General features: G+C 39.8%; 14 protein-coding genes and 1 other annotated feature. Of the genes, 12 read left to right on the forward strand and 2 right to left on the reverse strand.

The window, feature by feature from the left end:
* Positions 1–15 precede the first annotated feature (15 nt).
* Both lon and yihA read left to right on the forward strand, forming a co-directional pair.
* Positions 16–2,361: an endopeptidase La gene (gene lon, locus AC3ANV_RS06645; RefSeq protein ID WP_488312850.1), complete on the forward strand. Its 2,346-nt coding sequence runs from the start codon at positions 16–18 to the stop codon at positions 2,359–2,361.
* Positions 2,358–2,939 (forward strand): ribosome biogenesis GTP-binding protein YihA/YsxC, encoded by a 582-nt coding sequence (yihA, locus tag AC3ANV_RS06650; RefSeq protein ID WP_488312851.1) that lies wholly within the window; start codon positions 2,358–2,360, stop codon positions 2,937–2,939. The genes lon and yihA overlap by 4 nt, the downstream gene beginning before the upstream one ends.
* Before the next feature lie 32 nt (positions 2,940–2,971).
* Here yihA and AC3ANV_RS06655 read toward each other — a convergent pair whose 3' ends face one another.
* Complete coding sequence (locus tag AC3ANV_RS06655; RefSeq protein WP_488312852.1) at positions 2,972–3,460, reverse strand: LiaI-LiaF-like domain-containing protein; 489 nt, start codon at positions 3,458–3,460, stop codon at positions 2,972–2,974.
* Positions 3,461–3,683: 223 nt separating this feature from the next.
* Between AC3ANV_RS06655 and hemA the strand changes: the two genes are divergently transcribed.
* The 9 genes from hemA to ysxE all read left to right on the forward strand — a co-directional run bounded on the left by hemA (position 3,684) and on the right by ysxE (position 13,791).
* The gene (gene hemA / locus AC3ANV_RS06660; RefSeq protein ID WP_488312853.1) at positions 3,684–5,027 is read left to right on the forward strand and encodes a glutamyl-tRNA reductase; all 1,344 of its coding nucleotides are present in this window, start codon (positions 3,684–3,686) and stop codon (positions 5,025–5,027) included.
* Between the two features lie 12 nt (positions 5,028–5,039).
* Positions 5,040–5,873, forward strand: a complete 834-nt coding sequence (locus tag AC3ANV_RS06665) for a cytochrome C assembly family protein (RefSeq protein ID WP_488312854.1) — start codon at positions 5,040–5,042, stop codon at positions 5,871–5,873.
* 16 nt (positions 5,874–5,889) lie between these two features.
* Complete coding sequence (gene hemC, locus AC3ANV_RS06670) at positions 5,890–6,825, forward strand: hydroxymethylbilane synthase (RefSeq protein ID WP_488312855.1); 936 nt, start codon at positions 5,890–5,892, stop codon at positions 6,823–6,825.
* Positions 6,822–7,604, forward strand: a complete 783-nt coding sequence (locus AC3ANV_RS06675; RefSeq protein WP_488312856.1) for a uroporphyrinogen-III synthase — start codon at positions 6,822–6,824, stop codon at positions 7,602–7,604. The genes hemC and AC3ANV_RS06675 overlap by 4 nt, the downstream gene beginning before the upstream one ends.
* Positions 7,605–8,585, forward strand: coding sequence for a porphobilinogen synthase (gene hemB, locus AC3ANV_RS06680; RefSeq protein WP_488312857.1), 981 nt, complete (start codon positions 7,605–7,607; stop codon positions 8,583–8,585).
* A 25-nt stretch (positions 8,586–8,610) separates the two neighbouring features.
* Positions 8,611–9,903 (forward strand): glutamate-1-semialdehyde 2,1-aminomutase, encoded by a 1,293-nt coding sequence (gene hemL / locus AC3ANV_RS06685; protein ID WP_488312858.1) that lies wholly within the window; start codon positions 8,611–8,613, stop codon positions 9,901–9,903.
* 373 nt (positions 9,904–10,276) lie between these two features.
* Entirely contained in the window at positions 10,277–11,440 is a 1,164-nt protein-coding gene (locus tag AC3ANV_RS06690) for a serine hydrolase domain-containing protein (protein WP_488312859.1), read from the forward strand.
* A 197-nt stretch (positions 11,441–11,637) separates the two neighbouring features.
* Complete coding sequence (gene spoVID, locus AC3ANV_RS06695; protein ID WP_488312860.1) at positions 11,638–12,657, forward strand: stage VI sporulation protein D; 1,020 nt, start codon at positions 11,638–11,640, stop codon at positions 12,655–12,657.
* A 93-nt stretch (positions 12,658–12,750) separates the two neighbouring features.
* Positions 12,751–13,791, forward strand: a complete 1,041-nt coding sequence (gene ysxE, locus AC3ANV_RS06700) for a spore coat protein YsxE (RefSeq protein ID WP_488312861.1) — start codon at positions 12,751–12,753, stop codon at positions 13,789–13,791.
* A 9-nt stretch (positions 13,792–13,800) separates the two neighbouring features.
* Here ysxE and AC3ANV_RS06705 read toward each other — a convergent pair whose 3' ends face one another.
* Complete coding sequence (locus tag AC3ANV_RS06705; protein ID WP_488312862.1) at positions 13,801–13,992, reverse strand: hypothetical protein; 192 nt, start codon at positions 13,990–13,992, stop codon at positions 13,801–13,803.
* 170 nt (positions 13,993–14,162) lie between these two features.
* Positions 14,163–14,400, forward strand: a binding site (T-box leader).
* 67 nt (positions 14,401–14,467) lie between these two features.
* Between AC3ANV_RS06705 and AC3ANV_RS06710 the strand changes: the two genes are divergently transcribed.
* A complete protein-coding gene (locus AC3ANV_RS06710) occupies positions 14,468–17,113 on the forward strand; it encodes a valine--tRNA ligase (RefSeq protein ID WP_488312863.1) in 2,646 nt (881 codons plus the stop codon).
* Positions 17,114–17,159: the final 46 nt, after the last annotated feature.

Consider the following 17,159-nt stretch of genomic DNA (forward strand, 5'->3'; position numbering starts at 1 on the left):
AAAATTGAATTTTGCATGTGGAGGTGCAGTATTTTGGCGAAAAATAACGAATTGATCGTCCCCCTCCTGCCGCTTCGAGGGTTACTTGTATATCCGACGATGGTCCTTCATTTAGATGTTGGCCGTGAAAGATCTGTACAGGCCCTGGAAAAAGCGATGGTAGATGACCATTTAATATTTTTAACAACACAAAAGGATGTTTCAATAGATGAACCTTCCGAGGAAGACCTTTATAAGCTTGGAACCTTAACAAAGGTTAAACAAATGCTAAAACTACCTAATGGGACAATTAGAGTTTTGGTTGAAGGATTAAACAGAGCTGAAATCGTAACATTTCATGATGATGACGATTATTACTCCGTTACTATTAAAACGTACGAGGATCCCGATACAAAAGATGTCGAAGACCAAGCGTTGATGAGAACAATGCTTGAATATTTCGAGCAATACATAAAATTATCAAAAAAAATCTCAGCTGAAACGTTTGCATCCGTTACAGACATCGAGGAACCCGGGAGAATGGCTGATATCATCTCCTCTCATTTGCCGATTAAGCTGAAGGATAAACAGGAAATCCTAGAAACCATCGACGTTAAAGAGAGGGTAAACCGTGTCATTGATACCATTCATAATGAAAAAGAAGTATTAAATCTTGAAAAGAAAATTGGCCAACGTGTTAAACGGTCCATGGAAAGAACGCAAAAAGAGTATTATTTACGGGAACAAATGAAGGCCATTCAGAAGGAATTAGGCGATAAAGAAGGAAAAACAGGGGAAATTGCCGAACTAACAGAAAAAATTGAGCAAGCAGGCATGCCCGAACAAGTTCATCAAACCGCACTTAAAGAGCTGGACCGTTATGAAAAAGTCCCATCAAGCTCCGCAGAAAGTGCTGTAATCAGAAATTATATTGAATGGTTAATTACTTTACCATGGTCGAATAAGACTGAGGATGACATTGATATCCTCCGTGCCGAGAGAATTTTAGATCAAGATCATTATGGACTTGAAAAAGTAAAGGAACGTGTATTGGAATTTTTAGCTGTTCAAAAATTGACCAACTCCTTAAAAGGACCTATTCTATGTCTTGCCGGACCTCCGGGGGTCGGGAAAACAAGCCTTGCCAGGTCGATCGCGACATCCCTCAATCGTCATTTTGTTCGCGTTTCACTTGGCGGTGTTCGCGATGAGTCGGAAATTCGCGGCCATCGGAGAACATATGTTGGAGCGATGCCTGGCCGGATCATTCAGGGGATGAAAAAAGCAGGAACGATAAACCCTGTATTTTTATTAGATGAAATTGATAAAATGTCAAACGATTTCCGGGGAGACCCCTCCGCGGCAATGCTGGAAGTATTAGACCCGGAACAAAATCATAATTTTAGCGATCATTATATTGAAGAGCCGTACAATTTATCAAAAGTCATGTTCATTGCCACGGCCAATAACCTGTCAACCATTCCGGGACCGCTGTTAGACAGAATGGAGATTATTACTATTGCCGGCTATACAGAGCTGGAAAAAGTTCATATTACCAGAGATCATTTGTTGCCGAAGCAAATTAAAGAGAATGGACTGACAAAAGGAATTCTTCAAGTTCGTGAAGATGCAATTCTGAAAGTTGTCCGCTATTATACCCGCGAAGCAGGGGTCCGCAGCCTTGAGCGCCAGATGGCGACGATTTGCCGTAAAACGGCGAAGATTGTTGTTTCCGGAGAGAAAAAGCGGGTTGTCATCACAGAAAAGAACGTAGAGGAATTTTTAGGGAAACCAAAATTCCGCTATGGTCAAGCAGAAACCGAGAACCAGGTTGGGGTTGCAACAGGTTTAGCCTATACCACTGTCGGAGGAGACACACTGCAAATCGAAGTTTCGTTATCACCCGGCAGAGGTAAGCTTGTCTTAACAGGCAAGCTTGGAGATGTAATGAAGGAATCCGCTCAAGCTGCATTCAGTTATGTCCGTTCCAAAGCAAAGGAACTTGGAATTGAAGATAACTTCCACGAGAAATATGATATTCATATTCACGTTCCTGAAGGCGCTGTACCAAAGGATGGGCCTTCAGCGGGTATTACGATTGCGACTGCACTTGTATCGGCATTATCCGGAAGACCTATCCGCCGTGAAGTAGGAATGACAGGAGAAATCACGTTACGTGGCCGGGTCCTTCCAATTGGCGGATTAAAAGAGAAAACACTTAGTGCTCACCGTGCGGGGTTAACCAAGGTGATCCTTCCAAAGGATAATGAAATGGATATAGATGATATACCGGATAGCGTAAGAAATGAAATGGAGTTTGTACTTGTTTCTCATGTAGATGAAGTATTAAAACATGCCCTTTTAGAAGGTGGCGTGAAATGAAAGTAATAAGTTCAGAAATTGTCATCAGTGCAGTTAAGCCGGACCAGTACCCGGAAACGGATCTGCCTGAATTTGCATTAGCAGGTCGCTCGAATGTGGGCAAATCTTCGTTTATCAATAAAATGCTCAATCGAAAAGGTCTAGCCCGTATATCATCAAAGCCCGGGAAAACACAAACGCTTAATTTTTATGTTATTAATGAAGTTCTTCATTTTGTTGATGTACCAGGGTATGGATATGCAAAGGTATCTAAAAGTGAGCGTGCAGCCTGGGGGAAAATGATTGAAACGTATTTAACGACTCGGGAGCAATTAAAAGCCGTTATCCAAATTGTTGATTTACGGCATCCGCCAACCGAAGATGATGTAATGATGTATGATTTTCTTAAGCATTATGAAATCCCGTGTATCATTGTGGCGACAAAAGCTGATAAAATCCCTAAAGGGAAATGGCAGAAACATTTGAAGATAACTCGTGAAACACTTAATTTTGATAAAAATGACCATATGATTCTTTTCTCATCAGAAACAGGCTTGGGAAAAGATCAGGCATGGGCAATTCTAGAAAGTTATATGTAAAAAAATAAACGCCGTGGCTTAGCCGCGAGCGTTTATTTTTTCTTTTTTAACAAAAAATAAATACCAATAATAATGATGAGAGCGGGCCAAAATTTCAATATTTGTGACATGCCGTTTTGCACAATTCCAAGGTACCCGGCAATTTTATCATAAAATAAAAGCAATAATGCCCAGACTAAAAAGAGGAAAGCTTGAAATAATCCTGTTCCTGTTTTTTGGAAACGCAGGAAAAAACCAAGGGATAGGATTAATATAAATGGTCCAATATTATTATCAGGCCAAAAGGTTAAACGGCCCGCAATATGAAAATGAAGACCAAAACCAAGTAAAATAACACCGGGAAGAATGGCTTCGTAATCCTTTGCCACATAGCCTTGAGCTAAGAAAGCAATTCCCGTAATAATAATTAAGGTCGGCCAAGTATAAAAATTCTGAAACAAGGTAATGCCTGATTGCTGCAAAAAAAAGTAGGCGCCAAAGCCAATTAGAATAATACCGGGAAATATCCGCTGATTTTTCATCCAAAACACCACTTCCAGAAAGGTTCACTTGAATATATTCTCATTTTTTGATACTGTACATAAGGAAGTATTTGTCGATAATTATAACAAAACACTTTTCATTTTCTAATATTATCATAATAGTTTCATTATCTGGTCACATTTCTTAAGCGAAAATTAAAAAAGCCCATGGTATAATCAGACTAATTATTTATGTAATTTTTATTTGGGGGTGTTCTTTTCAATGCATATATTAGTGATCGGTCTAAATTATAAAACTGCCCCTGTTGAAATACGTGAGCGGTTGACCTTTAATGAATCCGATCTTTTGGATGCCATAAAAAAGTTAAACGCGAAAAAAAGCATCCTGGAAAATATCATTTTATCTACATGTAACCGTACAGAAATTTATGCGGTCGTCGATCAGTTACATACTGGCCGCTACTATATTAAAGAATTTCTATCAGAATGGTTCGGACTTGAACAAGCGGAGTTTTCTCCATATTTATTTGTATATGAAGAAGATGGCGCAGTTGAGCACCTGTTTAACGTGACTTGCGGACTCCATTCGATGGTATTAGGTGAAACACAAATTTTAGGTCAGGTCCGTTCCAGCTTTATCTTAGCTCAAGAAGAAGGTACTACCGGCACCGTGTTTAACCATTTATTTAAGCAGGCCATAACCTTGGCAAAACGAGGCCACTCCGAAACTGATATTGGTGCGAATGCTGTTTCTGTCAGCTATGCGGCAGTGGAATTAGCGAAGAAAATATTTGGTTCTCTTGACAATAAGCATGTTTTAATTTTTGGAGCGGGAAAAATGGGCGAGTTAGCAGCCCAAAACCTGCATGGCAACGGTGTTAAAAAAGTTACCGTGATTAATCGAACCTTTGAAAAAGCAAAAGAACTTGCGAATCGTTTTGGCGGAGATGCAAAAACAGCGGATGAACTGCAAAGATCTTTAGCGGATGCCGATATCCTCATAAGCTCGACAGGGGCGAAGGATTTTGTTATTTCAAAAGAGATGATGATACAAGTAGAAAAAATGCGCAAGGGCAAGCCATTATTTATGGTTGATATTGCAGTGCCACGCGACTTGGATCCGAAAATTGCAGAGATTGAAAACGTATTTTTATACGATATCGATGATTTAGAAGGGATTGTTGAGGCCAATCTGCAGGAGCGTAAGAAGGCCGCAGCTAAGATCAATCTCATGATTGAAAAAGAAATTGTTGAATTTAAGCAGTGGCTTGGAACGCTCGGAGTCGTCCCTGTGATTACGGCTCTTAGGGAAAAAGCCCTGGCAATCCAGTCGGAAACTATGGTCAGCCTTGAGCGCAAGCTTTCCCATTTATCCGACCGTGATTTAAAAGTCTTAAACAAGCACACAAAGAGTATTATAAATCAACTTTTAAAGGACCCTATTTTACAGGCAAAAGAATTGGCTGCCAGACCTGATGCGGAACAGGCATTGGACTTATTTATGAAGATATTTAATATTGAAGAACTTACCCGAGATCATTATTTGAAAGCAGCCGAAACCGATAAAATTATGGTTCATGTTCCGCAGGCTTCTTTTCAGCCGTAAGGGGTTGTGTCTATGTTTAGTATCCATGTGACACGGCTGCATGAACTAACAGTTGTTCTATATGCCTTTAGCGTGTTGTTATATTTTTTTGATTTTCTCAACCATAACCGGAAGGCAAACCGAATTGCCTTCTGGTTACTTGCATTTGTTTGGATTTTACAAACAGGATTTTTATTTTTGTATATGGTGAAAACAGGAAGGTTTCCTGTTCTGACCATTTTTGAGGGTCTTTATTTTTACGCATGGGTATTGGTCACTTTATCACTTGGGATCAATCGATTACTCAGAATTGACTTTATCGTCTTTTTTACGAATATACTCGGATTTATTGTTATGGTTATTCATACATTTGTTCCGGAACAATATGGTTCTCATGTTGTTGGCAAGCAGCTCGTTTCTGAACTATTGTTAATCCATATCACAATGGCGATTCTCTCATATGGAGCTTTTTCTCTCTCCTTTGTTTTTTCTCTATTATATCTTCTCCAATACGACTTATTGAAAAGGAAGAAATGGGGAAAAAGACTATTAAGGCTTGCCGATTTAAATAAGCTTGAGCGATCATCATACATATTGGCTGTTATTGGTGTTCCAATGCTGATACTAAGCCTGATTTTAGGCTTACAGTGGGCTTTTCTCAAAGTTCCCGGAATGCCCTGGTACGATATGAAAATCATTGGTTCCTTTCTGTTATTAACGGCCTATAGCATTTACTTGTATTTGCATATTGTCAAAGGGTTTGCAGGAAAGTCATTGGCATTATGGAATGTAGCTTCATTTTTAATCGTGTTAATTAATTTTTTCTTATTTGGTAAATTATCATCCTTTCATTTTTGGTACGGGTAAAACTTAGGAGGCAGTCATGAGAAAAATTATTGTAGGTTCCAGAAGAAGTAAGCTTGCTTTAACACAAACTAATTGGGTAATCGAACAGCTAAAAAAGCTTGGGGCTCCATTTGAATTTGAAGTAAAAGAAATTGTGACAAAAGGGGACAAAATTCAAGATGTAACCCTTTCAAAAGTAGGCGGTAAAGGGTTATTTGTTAAAGAAATCGAACAGGCCATGCTAAATAAAGAGATTGATATGGCTGTTCATAGTATGAAAGACATGCCTGCAGAATTGCCTGAGGGGTTAACGATCGGTTGTATTCCTTTCCGTGAGGACCATAGAGATGCTTTAATTTCCAGAGGCCATATTAAGTTAAAGGATTTAAAAAAGGGTGCAATTATTGGTACGAGCAGCCTGCGACGCAGTGCCCAGCTTTTAGTCCAGCGCCCGGATTTAGAGATTAAATGGATCCGCGGTAATGTTGATACAAGATTAGCTAAATTAGAAGAAGAAGAATACGATGCCATCATATTAGCCGCAGCAGGACTTTCCCGCCTTGGCTGGGCATCTGATGTAGTGACTGAATTTTTAGATGCGGATATTTGTATACCCGCTGTTGGTCAGGGAGCATTATCAATCGAATGCCGCGAGAACGACCGGGAGCTTTTAGAGGTTTTTGAAAAATTCACCTGTAAGAAAACGGAAAGAGCGGTAAAAGCGGAGCGGGCTTTCCTGCAAAAAATGGAAGGCGGCTGTCAGGTGCCAATTGCCGGTTTCGCTCATGTGGATGATAATGATGAAGTGGTTTTAAATGTTTTAGTCGCTTCCCCTGAAGGACAGGAGATTTACAAAGAGGAACTTAGGGGACAAAACCCGGAGGAGCTGGGGGTTAAGGCTGCAGATCTTTTAATTCAAAAAGGTGCTAAAGATCTGATTGAAAAGGTGAAACGGGAGCTTGAGGGTCAATGATCAAATCATTTCCTCTGCTGGAAAAAAAAGTTCTTGTTCCAAGGGGAGAAAATCAAGCGAAACCCTTTTCACAGCTCATTGAAAAATATGGAGGGATTCCGATTGAAATCCCTCTTATTGCCTTTCGCCCGATTGAGATAAATCAACGCCTTCAAACCATTTTGATGGCACTTAATACATATGACTGGATTATTTTTACTAGCAATGTAACGGTAGAAACATTTTTTTCTTTTTGTACAATCGCTGATTTGGAGACTTTTCCAAAGATCGCTGTGATTGGAAAAAAAACGGAAGAAGGACTGCTGGAGAAAGGATTAATGCCTGAGTTTGTACCATCGGCATATGTTGCCGAATCATTTGTCGAAGAGTTTTTGCCCAAAGTTAATAAAGGTTCGAAGATATTAATTCCAAAAGGGAATCTTGCCAGGGAATATATAGCGGCTTCTTTAATAGAATACGGAGCCCATGTTGATGAAGTAGTTATTTATGAAACGTTTATGCCCAACGAAAGCTGCGAGAAATTAGCTGGAATGCTTGTCAAAAAACAGCTTGATATTTTACTGTTTACAAGCCCGTCAACGGTTGATCACTTTATGGAAACGGTGTCTCGGTATAAGCTTGATAACCTTCTAAAAGATTGTATATTCGGCTGTATTGGACCATCTACCGAGAAAAAATTACGTGCATATGGATTACCCGTCCATGCTTCACCAAAAGAATATACAGTAAAAGAAATGGTTAAGAGTACGATTGCATACTTAGAAATGGAGGAATTATAAATGGAACTTCAATTTAAGCGTCATCGCCGTTTACGTTCAAGTGCAAGCATGCGTGCACTTGTCCGGGAAAATCACTTGAAAGCGGAAGACTTTATTTATCCGCTGTTTATTTATGAAGGTGAAAACATTCGAAATGAAGTCTCATCGATGCCAGGGGTATTCCAAGTATCCATGGACCATCTTCAAGCAGAAATGGAAGATATTGCAGAACACGGAATTAAGTCTGTTTTATTATTTGGGATTCCTTCCACCAAAGATGAGTGCGGTCAGCAAGCATATCATGATCATGGCATTGTACAAGTTGCGACCCGTTTTATAAAAGAAAAATTCCCGGAAATTATTGTTGTTGCGGATACATGCTTGTGTGAATATACAAGCCACGGTCACTGCGGGGTTGTTGAAGGCGAGAAAGTCTTAAACGATCAATCGCTTGATTTACTTGTGAAAACTGCGGTGGCGCAAGCTAGAGCAGGAGCAGATATTATTGCTCCTTCTAACATGATGGATGGCTTTGTTGCCGCCATTCGTGCAGGTTTAGATGAAGCCGGTTTTACTGAAGTGCCAATAATGTCATATGCGGTTAAATATGCTTCAGCTTTTTACGGTCCATTCCGTGAGGCAGCAGAAGGTGCGCCGCAGTTTGGCGATCGTAAGACCTATCAGATGGACCCGGCAAACCGGATGGAAGCATTTAGAGAAGCCGAATCCGATGTTGCGGAGGGAGCAGACTTTTTAATTGTAAAACCTGGTATGCCTTATCTTGATATCGTTCGGGATGTGAAAAATACCTTTAACCTTCCTGTTGTCGTGTATAACGTGAGCGGTGAATATTCAATGATAAAAGCAGCAGCAGGGAACGGCTGGATTGATGAGAAAAAAACTGTACTGGAAATGCTCGTAGGTATGAAGCGTGCAGGAGCAGATCTAATAATTACGTATGCTGCCAAAGACGCCATTCGCTGGTTAAAAGAAGAAGAATAATCATTAATGGAAAAGAGGGAATAGGATGCGTTCGTATACGAAATCGATTGAAGCATTTAAAGAAGCCCAAACCCTTATGCCAGGCGGAGTAAATAGCCCGGTTCGCGCCTTTAAATCCGTGAAAATGGATCCGATTTTTATGGAAAGAGGGAAAGGGTCCAAAATCTATGATATTGATGGAAATGAATATATTGACTATGTATTGTCATGGGGACCGCTAATCCTCGGGCATACAAATGACCGTGTGGTCGAAGCGATAAAGAAGGTAGCAGAGCTTGGAACGAGCTACGGTGCCCCAACTTTGATGGAAAATGAACTGGCAAAATTAGTAATTGAACGCGTGCCGTCGATTGAAATTGTCAGGATGGTATCATCTGGAACGGAAGCAACGATGAGTGCTCTTCGTTTAGCAAGAGGATATACAGGTCGAAACTTAATTTTGAAATTTGAAGGCTGCTACCATGGTCATGGTGATTCATTATTAATCAAAGCAGGCTCCGGCGTAGCCACACTTGGATTGCCTGACAGCCCCGGTGTACCGGAGGGGATAGCAAAAAATACCATTACTGTACAGTACAATGACCTTGACGGTGTGAAATATGCATTCGAGCAATTCGGTAAAGATATTGCAGGTGTTATTGTTGAACCGGTAGCTGGTAACATGGGAGTTGTTCCACCGCTGCCGGGATTTTTAGAAGGTCTCCGTGAAATTACAACTAAATACGGGGCTTTACTCATTTTTGATGAAGTGATGACGGGATTCCGTGTTGGTTATAATTGTGCACAAGGCTATTTCAATGTGACTCCTGACCTTACTTGTCTTGGAAAAGTAATTGGCGGAGGACTTCCTGTTGGTGCCTATGGCGGAAAAGCAGAAATCATGGAAAGAATTGCTCCAAGCGGTCCAATCTATCAAGCGGGTACTCTTTCAGGAAATCCACTTGCGATGACTGCAGGATACGAAACATTAAGCCAATTAACTCCTGAACATTACAGCGATTTTATCCGTAAAGGAGATTTGCTGGAAAAAGGATTAAAAGCTGCCGCTGATAAATATGACATTCCAATTACCGTTAACCGTGCGGGATCAATGATTGGCTTCTTCTTTACAAATGAAAAAGTTATTAATTATGAAACAGCAAAAACTTCAAATCTTGAATACTTTGCATCCTATTATCGGGAAATGGCTGAGCAGGGAGTATTTTTACCTCCTTCACAATTTGAAGGTCTTTTCCTTTCTACAGTACATTCCGATGAAGATATTGAAAAAACGATTCAAGCTGCGGAAATTGCTTTTTCTAAATTAAGGCTGTGTTAAAGGCCATTGTTGATTTCGTAACTTGTTGATTGGAGCGGAAGGCGCGAGACTCCTGCGGGAGAACGGTTCAGGGGAGACCCCACAGGCGCTTTAAGCGCCGAGGAGGCTCCCCGGACCGCCCGCGGAAAGCGAAGCGCCTGGAGCGCAAATCAACAGGCAAGTTTAACGCAGCCTAAATTAAAATAAAAGGAATAGCACACTCATCAAAAAACGGTGAGTGTGCTTTTTTATAATTGAAAAAATAGTAAAAAAGGGAAGTTTAAGTCCGGATCTATTCCAAAAGGTACTTATATTTGTCACATCTATATGCTATAATAATCCGAACAAATCGAGCATTTGTTAAAGGAAGATGAGTGAAAGTTGAGTGGCGGATATGAATTATAAGAAACTTGGATTGTTCTTACTAGTAGCTGTACTTGCTACCAATTTACTTGGATGTGAAAATCAGTTTTTCCAAAAAAGTAAAAGTATAACTAAAGAAACTGCCAAAGTAAAAGCCAACAAAGAAAATTTACAAACCGTAGAAAATCAAAAGAAAATAGAAATGCTTCGAAAAAATGAAGCCATATTGCAAAAAAAAATTAGAGACTATTTAGTTGCGAATAGCTATAGTGGCAGTTTTTTTGTGGAACAAAACAACCAAATTCTTTTTAAAGAGGGCGTTGGTTATGCCAATGTGGAGAAAAAGGTTTTAAACGAACCGTCAACTACGTATCCAATCGGTTCGATTACGAAAATATTTGTCGCAACAAGCATTATGAAACTGCAAGAACAACATAAATTAAATATTCAGGATCCGGTTTCTAAGTATATCCCAAATTTTCCTGACGGCAATAATATAAAGTTATATAATTTTTTAACGCATACATCAGGGATTGCAAAACCTCATTGGAGTAAGGGCGATACAACACCGCGGAGTCTGCTGAAAGATATTGAAAAAATGCCGTTGAAATTTAAGCCAGGTGAAAAATGGGATTATCAAGATGTAAACTATATCGTTCTTGGTAATATCGTGGAAAAGGTTACAGGAAAGCCGCTTCATGATTTTATCCGGAAGAATATTTTGGACAAGGTACCATTAGAGGAAACAGGATTTATTACTCACGAAGATCCTGTTCCATATACCTCAGTAGGTTATTTCACCAAGAACCAAAAGGTCCAAGAAACCAAATACCTAAGTACCAACTCCCTTTATGCATGTGGGGATATTTACGAAACAGCTTCGGATTTATCTAAATTTGATCAAGCTTTAATGGATGGAAAACTGGTTTCGAAAGATACTCTCCATCAAATGCTTACCTCGTCGGCCAAATCAACCTATGGACTGGGCCTTTATAATAATGGAAATGCAGTTTACAGTATTGGGGTACTAGGCGGTTGGATTACGATGCACTCTTATTATAATGATAAAACATCGATTGTCGTTTTTTTGAATGCCCGGGAAAAAGCAACCACACATATAGATACGATCTCTTCTGACATTTATCAAATGGTTAAAGATACCTTTAATCCTGTTGGAACATCGCCTAAATCTTAAATAATACACAATGATTCCACACTCATCAAAATGGTGAGTGTGTTTTTCTTGATACTTAATTGCTTTTTTATCATAAAAATTTCTGATTCCTCATAGAGTGTAAGTGACATAGTGATTTTGCGTGAAAGGAAACGAAAGGAGGAGTCGCTTTGTCTCAGGAAAATCAATCGTGCCTACGATTTTCCTTGGAGGAATCCTTGTGGTTTAGAAAAGGACAGGAAGTCGAAGAACTTGTCTCCATTTCTCTAGACCCGGATATCACCATCCAGGAAAACGATCAGTACGTAACCATACGAGGTTCGCTGGAATTAACCGGCGAATATAAAAGTTACGAAGCTAGCTATGAAAGTGAAGAAGAAAACGGTTCTACGCAAAAGTTTGTAGAAAGGGTAGAAGAGCAAGAAGCCGGAAGCTGTGAATTCTCACATCGTTTTCCAGTCGATATAACGATTCCTAATAATCGGATTCAGAGTATTTATGATATTGATGTCCTTGTGGAATCGTTTGATTATTCATTACTTGAGCGCAGCTGTTTGAAATTATCAGCAGAGCTGACCATTAGTGGTTTATATGGTGGCCAGCAGCAGGAAGAAACGTCAGAGCCTGAGCTTGAGCTTGAGGTACTTCATCGTGCTGAGACCGAGGAGGTTTTGGATGAATCTGAACAAAATCAATATGAAGATTCATTCTTGTTTGAGGCAGAAGCACGAAAACAGCAAGAAGAGGAAAACGTCGAGGTATTTCCGAAGTTCCCAACCTTCAACTATCAGGCTCAAGTTGACCATGAATATGAACAAGAGCCTTCGTGGCTCTTCCAGGAAGCAAGAAGTGAAGAAAACAAGCCAATCGAGTTTGCAAGCGAGCAGGAAGAGACCGTCGGAGAATTGCCGGACGATCAGATCCATTTCGAAGAGGATGTAAAGGCAGTCGATGAAAGCTCCTCCTCATCTGAAGCAGCACCAAAGCCGGAAAAGAAGAAGAAACCTGCGAAAAAGAAAAGCATGACACTGACAGAGTTTTTTGCCCGTAAGGAAGAAAATGCAGAACAGGCGAAATTAAAGGTATGTATCGTTCAAAAAGGAGATACCATTGACAGTCTTGCCGAACGGTACGATGTAACAATCCAAAATCTCCTTCGCGTGAACCATCTGGAAATCAATCAAGACGTTTATGAAGGTCAAGTATTATATATCCCGGTTATATTCGCAAAAAAATAACAGTCTAAAAAAAGAAGATGAGCGGGTTTTCATACCTGCTCACCTTTCTTTCTAATGTTTTTTCTTTCCTTTGAAAGAGAGTTGAGTTTTATTATGAGTGATTCGAACCGTTTGGCAGAAGTAACACCTATTTTAAAAAATTATCTCGTTGAACCTTTTTTTGTTGAAGATTATGGCAGCATTCAAAAAATTTATTCGAACAAGGGAACTTTTGCGTTGAAAAAAATTGTTCCCGCGACAGGAACGGATTTTATTCGCCATGTTCATCATTTATACCAAAAAGGCTATAATCGCATTGTACCCATTTATCCAACCATGGATGGCAGGTATGCAGTCCTCAGTGATAAAGACCTATATTATTTGATGCCGTGGATGCCAAATGAAATTAAAGAAGAACGGCAGCATAAAAACCAACAGTTAATCAGAGAGTTGGCGAGACTACACACTCTTTCCGCCAAAGAAATCACTGTAAATAAAGAAGAACGTACTGAGCATTATGAAAAAACTATCCAGCAATTGGAAAAACATCAGGAATTTCTCGATGGTTTCGTCGATGAATGTGAAAAAAGGACCTATATGTCTCCATTCGAATTGCTATACTGCATGTATTATAATGAAATAAGTCAGGCATTACGCTTTTCAAAAACTAAATTAGAAGAATGGTATGAAAACACGAAAGAAAATGATAAGGCACGGATGGTGATCACTCACGGGAAATTATCTTCTGAACATTTTCTTTATGATGAAAGAGGGTACGGGTATTTTATCAATTTTGAAAATGCTCGATATGGGTCACCGATTCATGATTTATTGCCATTTTTATCGCGCACATTAAATACGAATCCGAAGAGAAATGATGAAGCCGTAGATTGGATTTATCATTATCATAAATACTTCCCGTTCAAGCAGGATGAAAAGTTGTTGTTTTATAGCTATTTAGCTTATCCGATTCCAATTATCCAAGTAGCAGAAAATTATTATCGCAAACAACAGACAAAAAATGAATTAAAATTTGTTCGTCAGCTGCAGCGGAAATATTGGCATTTAAAAAACAATGAATATGTGGTCATGAAAATGGTTGAAATGGATGCACAAAAGCAAGCAAAAGAAGGAGCCCAGCAGCAATCAAGCTAGATGGGCTCCTTAAATTATTTCAAAAAAAAGAGATATGGCGATTATAAAGAAAAATGTTAGTAAGAGAACATCGAAGAAGGTGGGTAATAGAATGGTTCGAATCAGTTGAAAGATTAAAAACGGAATAATGAATTGCGCGCATACCCTCCTGCAGCTTCTATACCAGGGATGGTAGGAGTATTTTTTGAACTTTCCTTTCATCTAATCCTCTCCCTTTCCAAAATAACATTTATTTATATATATTCGTTATCTCCTATGTATTCCCCTAAATTATGAACCATTTTTTCAGGACGTGTATAAAATATAAAAAAAAAGGTTATCATTATTGACGACAATCCCCTTATTGGGTAGTATAACTATATAATTTAATGAACAAAGCATTGACAGGGAAGAGTACGGTGTCAGCCTGCTTTAAGAGAGGGAAATCAAAAGCTGGAAGATTTCCTAAGCAGAACGCCGGAATGTCGCCCTTGAGCTTCTTCTGCAAAAGGATAGAGATGTCCGATTAGTTGAAGACGGACCCGAATCCGTTATCCTATTTGAGAGCCAACTATATTTAATGGTTGGAAAAAAGGTGGTACCGCGAAGCAAACTCCATTCGTCCTTTTATGGCGAATGGGGTTTTTTATTTTTTTAGCTGCCTTGGATTACAAATAAATAAAGGAGGAACACTTAGATGGAAACGAAAGAATTAACAATGCCGACCAAATATGACCCGCAAAGTATTGAACAGGGCCGTTATGACTGGTGGTTAAAAGGAAAGTTTTTTGAAGCAAAAGATGATGAGGGGAAACAACCGTACACGATCGTCATTCCTCCGCCAAACGTAACAGGAAAACTGCATTTAGGGCATGCATGGGATACCACTTTGCAGGATATTCTTACCCGTATGAAACGGATGCAGGGCTATGATGTTCTCTGGTTACCCGGTATGGACCATGCAGGAATCGCAACGCAAGCGAAAGTAGAAGAAAAGCTTCGCAGTGAAGGAATAAGCCGTTACAATTTAGGCAGAGAAAAATTCGTTGAGGAAACATGGAAATGGAAGGAACAGTATGCGTCCCATATTCGCGGTCAGTGGGCAAAGCTTGGCTTAGGCCTTGATTACAGCCGTGAGCGCTTTACTCTTGATAAGGGTTTATCCGATGCTGTTCGTGAGGTATTTGTTACTCTTTATAAAAAAGGTCTTATTTACCGCGGAGAATATATTATAAACTGGGATCCGTCCACAAAGACGGCATTATCCGATATCGAAGTTATTTATAAGGATGTTCAAGGCGCTTTTTACCATATGAAGTATCCGCTTTCCGATGGTTCCGGCCATATTGAAGTTGCCACTACTCGACCGGAAACGATGCTCGGCGATACGGCAGTTGCGGTACACCCGGAGGATGAACGCTACAAGCATTTAATTGGGAAAACAGTCATTTTGCCAATCGTTGGCCGCAAAATTCCGATTGTTGCTGATGATTATGTTGATATTGAATTTGGTTCAGGTGCTGTAAAAATTACGCCAGCGCATGACCCGAACGATTTTGAACTTGGAAACCGCCATAATCTTGAACGAATTCTCGTTATGAATGAAGACGGCTCAATGAATGAGAAAGCTGGTAAATATCAAGGTCTGGACCGCTTCGAATGCCGTAAGCAAATTGTAAAAGACCTACAGGAACAAGGGGTTCTTTTCAAAATTGAAGAGCATCTGCATTCAGTTGGCCATTCGGAACGAAGCGGTGCTGTTGTTGAACCATATCTTTCAACACAATGGTTTGTTAAAATGCAGCCGCTCGCAGACGAAGCTATTGCTTTGCAAAATAAAGAGGAAAAAGTGAATTTCGTTCCTGACCGCTTTGAAAAAACATACTTGCACTGGATGGAAAATATCCGTGACTGGTGTATTTCCAGACAGCTATGGTGGGGCCACCGCATTCCTGCTTGGTACCACAAGGAAACCGGTAAGGTTTACGTCGATCATGAGCCCCCTGCAGATCTTGAGAATTGGGAACAGGATACGGATGTTTTAGATACTTGGTTCAGCTCTGCGCTTTGGCCGTTCTCAACAATGGGGTGGCCAGATAAAGAAGCAGCTGATTTTAAACGCTACTTCCCGACCGATGCACTTGTAACCGGGTATGATATTATCTTTTTCTGGGTATCAAGAATGATCTTCCAAAGCATTGAATTTACCGGTGAACGTCCATTTAAAGATGTTCTCATTCATGGCCTCGTTCGTGATGCGCAGGGGCGTAAAATGAGTAAATCATTAGGCAATGGTGTCGACCCAATGGATGTAATCGAAAAATATGGAGCAGATTCACTCCGCTATTTCCTATCTACCGGAAGTTCGCCAGGACAGGATTTACGTTATAGTACGGAAAAAGTGGAAGCAACCTGGAACTTTGCGAATAAAATTTGGAATGCATCCCGTTTCGCATTAATGAATATGGACGGTATGACCTTTGAAGAAATTGATTTTAGCGGTGAAAAATCAGTTGCCGATAAGTGGATTCTAACAAGATTAAATGAAACCATAGAAAATGTAACAAGACTATCAGCCCGCTACGAGTTTGGTGAAGTGGGCCGGGCACTGTATAACTTCATTTGGGATGATTTCTGTGATTGGTATATTGAAATGGCGAAGCTTCCACTATATGGTGAAGATGAGGCAGCGAAGAAAACGACCCGCTCGATTCTAGCTTATGTGTTAGATCAAACAATGCGCCTGTTACATCCGTTTATGCCTTTTATTACAGAGGAAATTTGGCAAAACCTTCCTCACAAAGGGGAATCGATTACAACTGCAAAGTGGCCGGAAGTAAATCCTCAGCTTTCAGATGAGCAAGCGGCACAGGATATGAAGCTGCTAATGGAAATGATTCGTTCGGTACGGAATATCAGAGCTGAAGTAAACACACCAATGAGTAAAAAAATCAAAATGATTGTTAAAGCCAAGGATGAATCCGTTCTAAATGCAGTTGAAAAGAATCGTGCCTTTATTGAAAAGTTCTGTAATCCTGAAGAATTACAGCTTGGAATTAATATTGACGCTCCCGAAAAAGCAATGACGGCTGTAATCACGGGATTGGAAATCATTCTTCCGCTGGAAGGCTTAATTAACATTGAAGAAGAGATTGCCCGTTTAGAAAAAGAATTTGATAAATTAAATAAAGAAGTCGAAAGAGTTCAAAAGAAATTGGGCAATGAAGGCTTTATGAAAAAGGCCCCGGAAAATGTAGTGGCTGAAGAACGTGCAAAAGAAAATGATTATCGCGAAAAGAGATCAGTAGTCGAAGCAAGGATTAAGGAATTAAAAGGTATATAATAATGCAAGGCGAATCCATTAAACGGGTTCGTCTTACCCATTTTAA

It is taken from the genome of Neobacillus sp. DFD-2R, from assembly GCF_057747865.1.

Bases quoted from the DNA above. Each gene is read 5' to 3' on its own strand.
- AC3ANV_RS06705 (WP_488312862.1), bottom strand. From the start codon at position 13,992: ATGAAAGGAAAGTTCAAAAAATACTCCTACCATCCCTGGTATAGAAGC.
- hemC (WP_488312855.1), top strand. From the start codon at position 5,890: ATGAGAAAAATTATTGTAGGTTCCAGAAGAAGTAAGCTTGCTTTAACA.
- AC3ANV_RS06655 (WP_488312852.1), bottom strand. From the start codon at position 3,460: ATGAAAAATCAGCGGATATTTCCCGGTATTATTCTAATTGGCTTTGGC.
- AC3ANV_RS06690 (WP_488312859.1), top strand. From the start codon at position 10,277: ATGAATTATAAGAAACTTGGATTGTTCTTACTAGTAGCTGTACTTGCT.
- ysxE (WP_488312861.1), top strand. From the start codon at position 12,751: ATGAGTGATTCGAACCGTTTGGCAGAAGTAACACCTATTTTAAAAAAT.
- yihA (WP_488312851.1), top strand. From the start codon at position 2,358: ATGAAAGTAATAAGTTCAGAAATTGTCATCAGTGCAGTTAAGCCGGAC.
- AC3ANV_RS06710 (WP_488312863.1), top strand. From the start codon at position 14,468: ATGGAAACGAAAGAATTAACAATGCCGACCAAATATGACCCGCAAAGT.
- lon (WP_488312850.1), top strand. From the start codon at position 16: ATGTGGAGGTGCAGTATTTTGGCGAAAAATAACGAATTGATCGTCCCC.
- AC3ANV_RS06665 (WP_488312854.1), top strand. From the start codon at position 5,040: ATGTTTAGTATCCATGTGACACGGCTGCATGAACTAACAGTTGTTCTA.
- hemA (WP_488312853.1), top strand. From the start codon at position 3,684: ATGCATATATTAGTGATCGGTCTAAATTATAAAACTGCCCCTGTTGAA.
- AC3ANV_RS06675 (WP_488312856.1), top strand. From the start codon at position 6,822: ATGATCAAATCATTTCCTCTGCTGGAAAAAAAAGTTCTTGTTCCAAGG.
- hemL (WP_488312858.1), top strand. From the start codon at position 8,611: ATGCGTTCGTATACGAAATCGATTGAAGCATTTAAAGAAGCCCAAACC.
- hemB (WP_488312857.1), top strand. From the start codon at position 7,605: ATGGAACTTCAATTTAAGCGTCATCGCCGTTTACGTTCAAGTGCAAGC.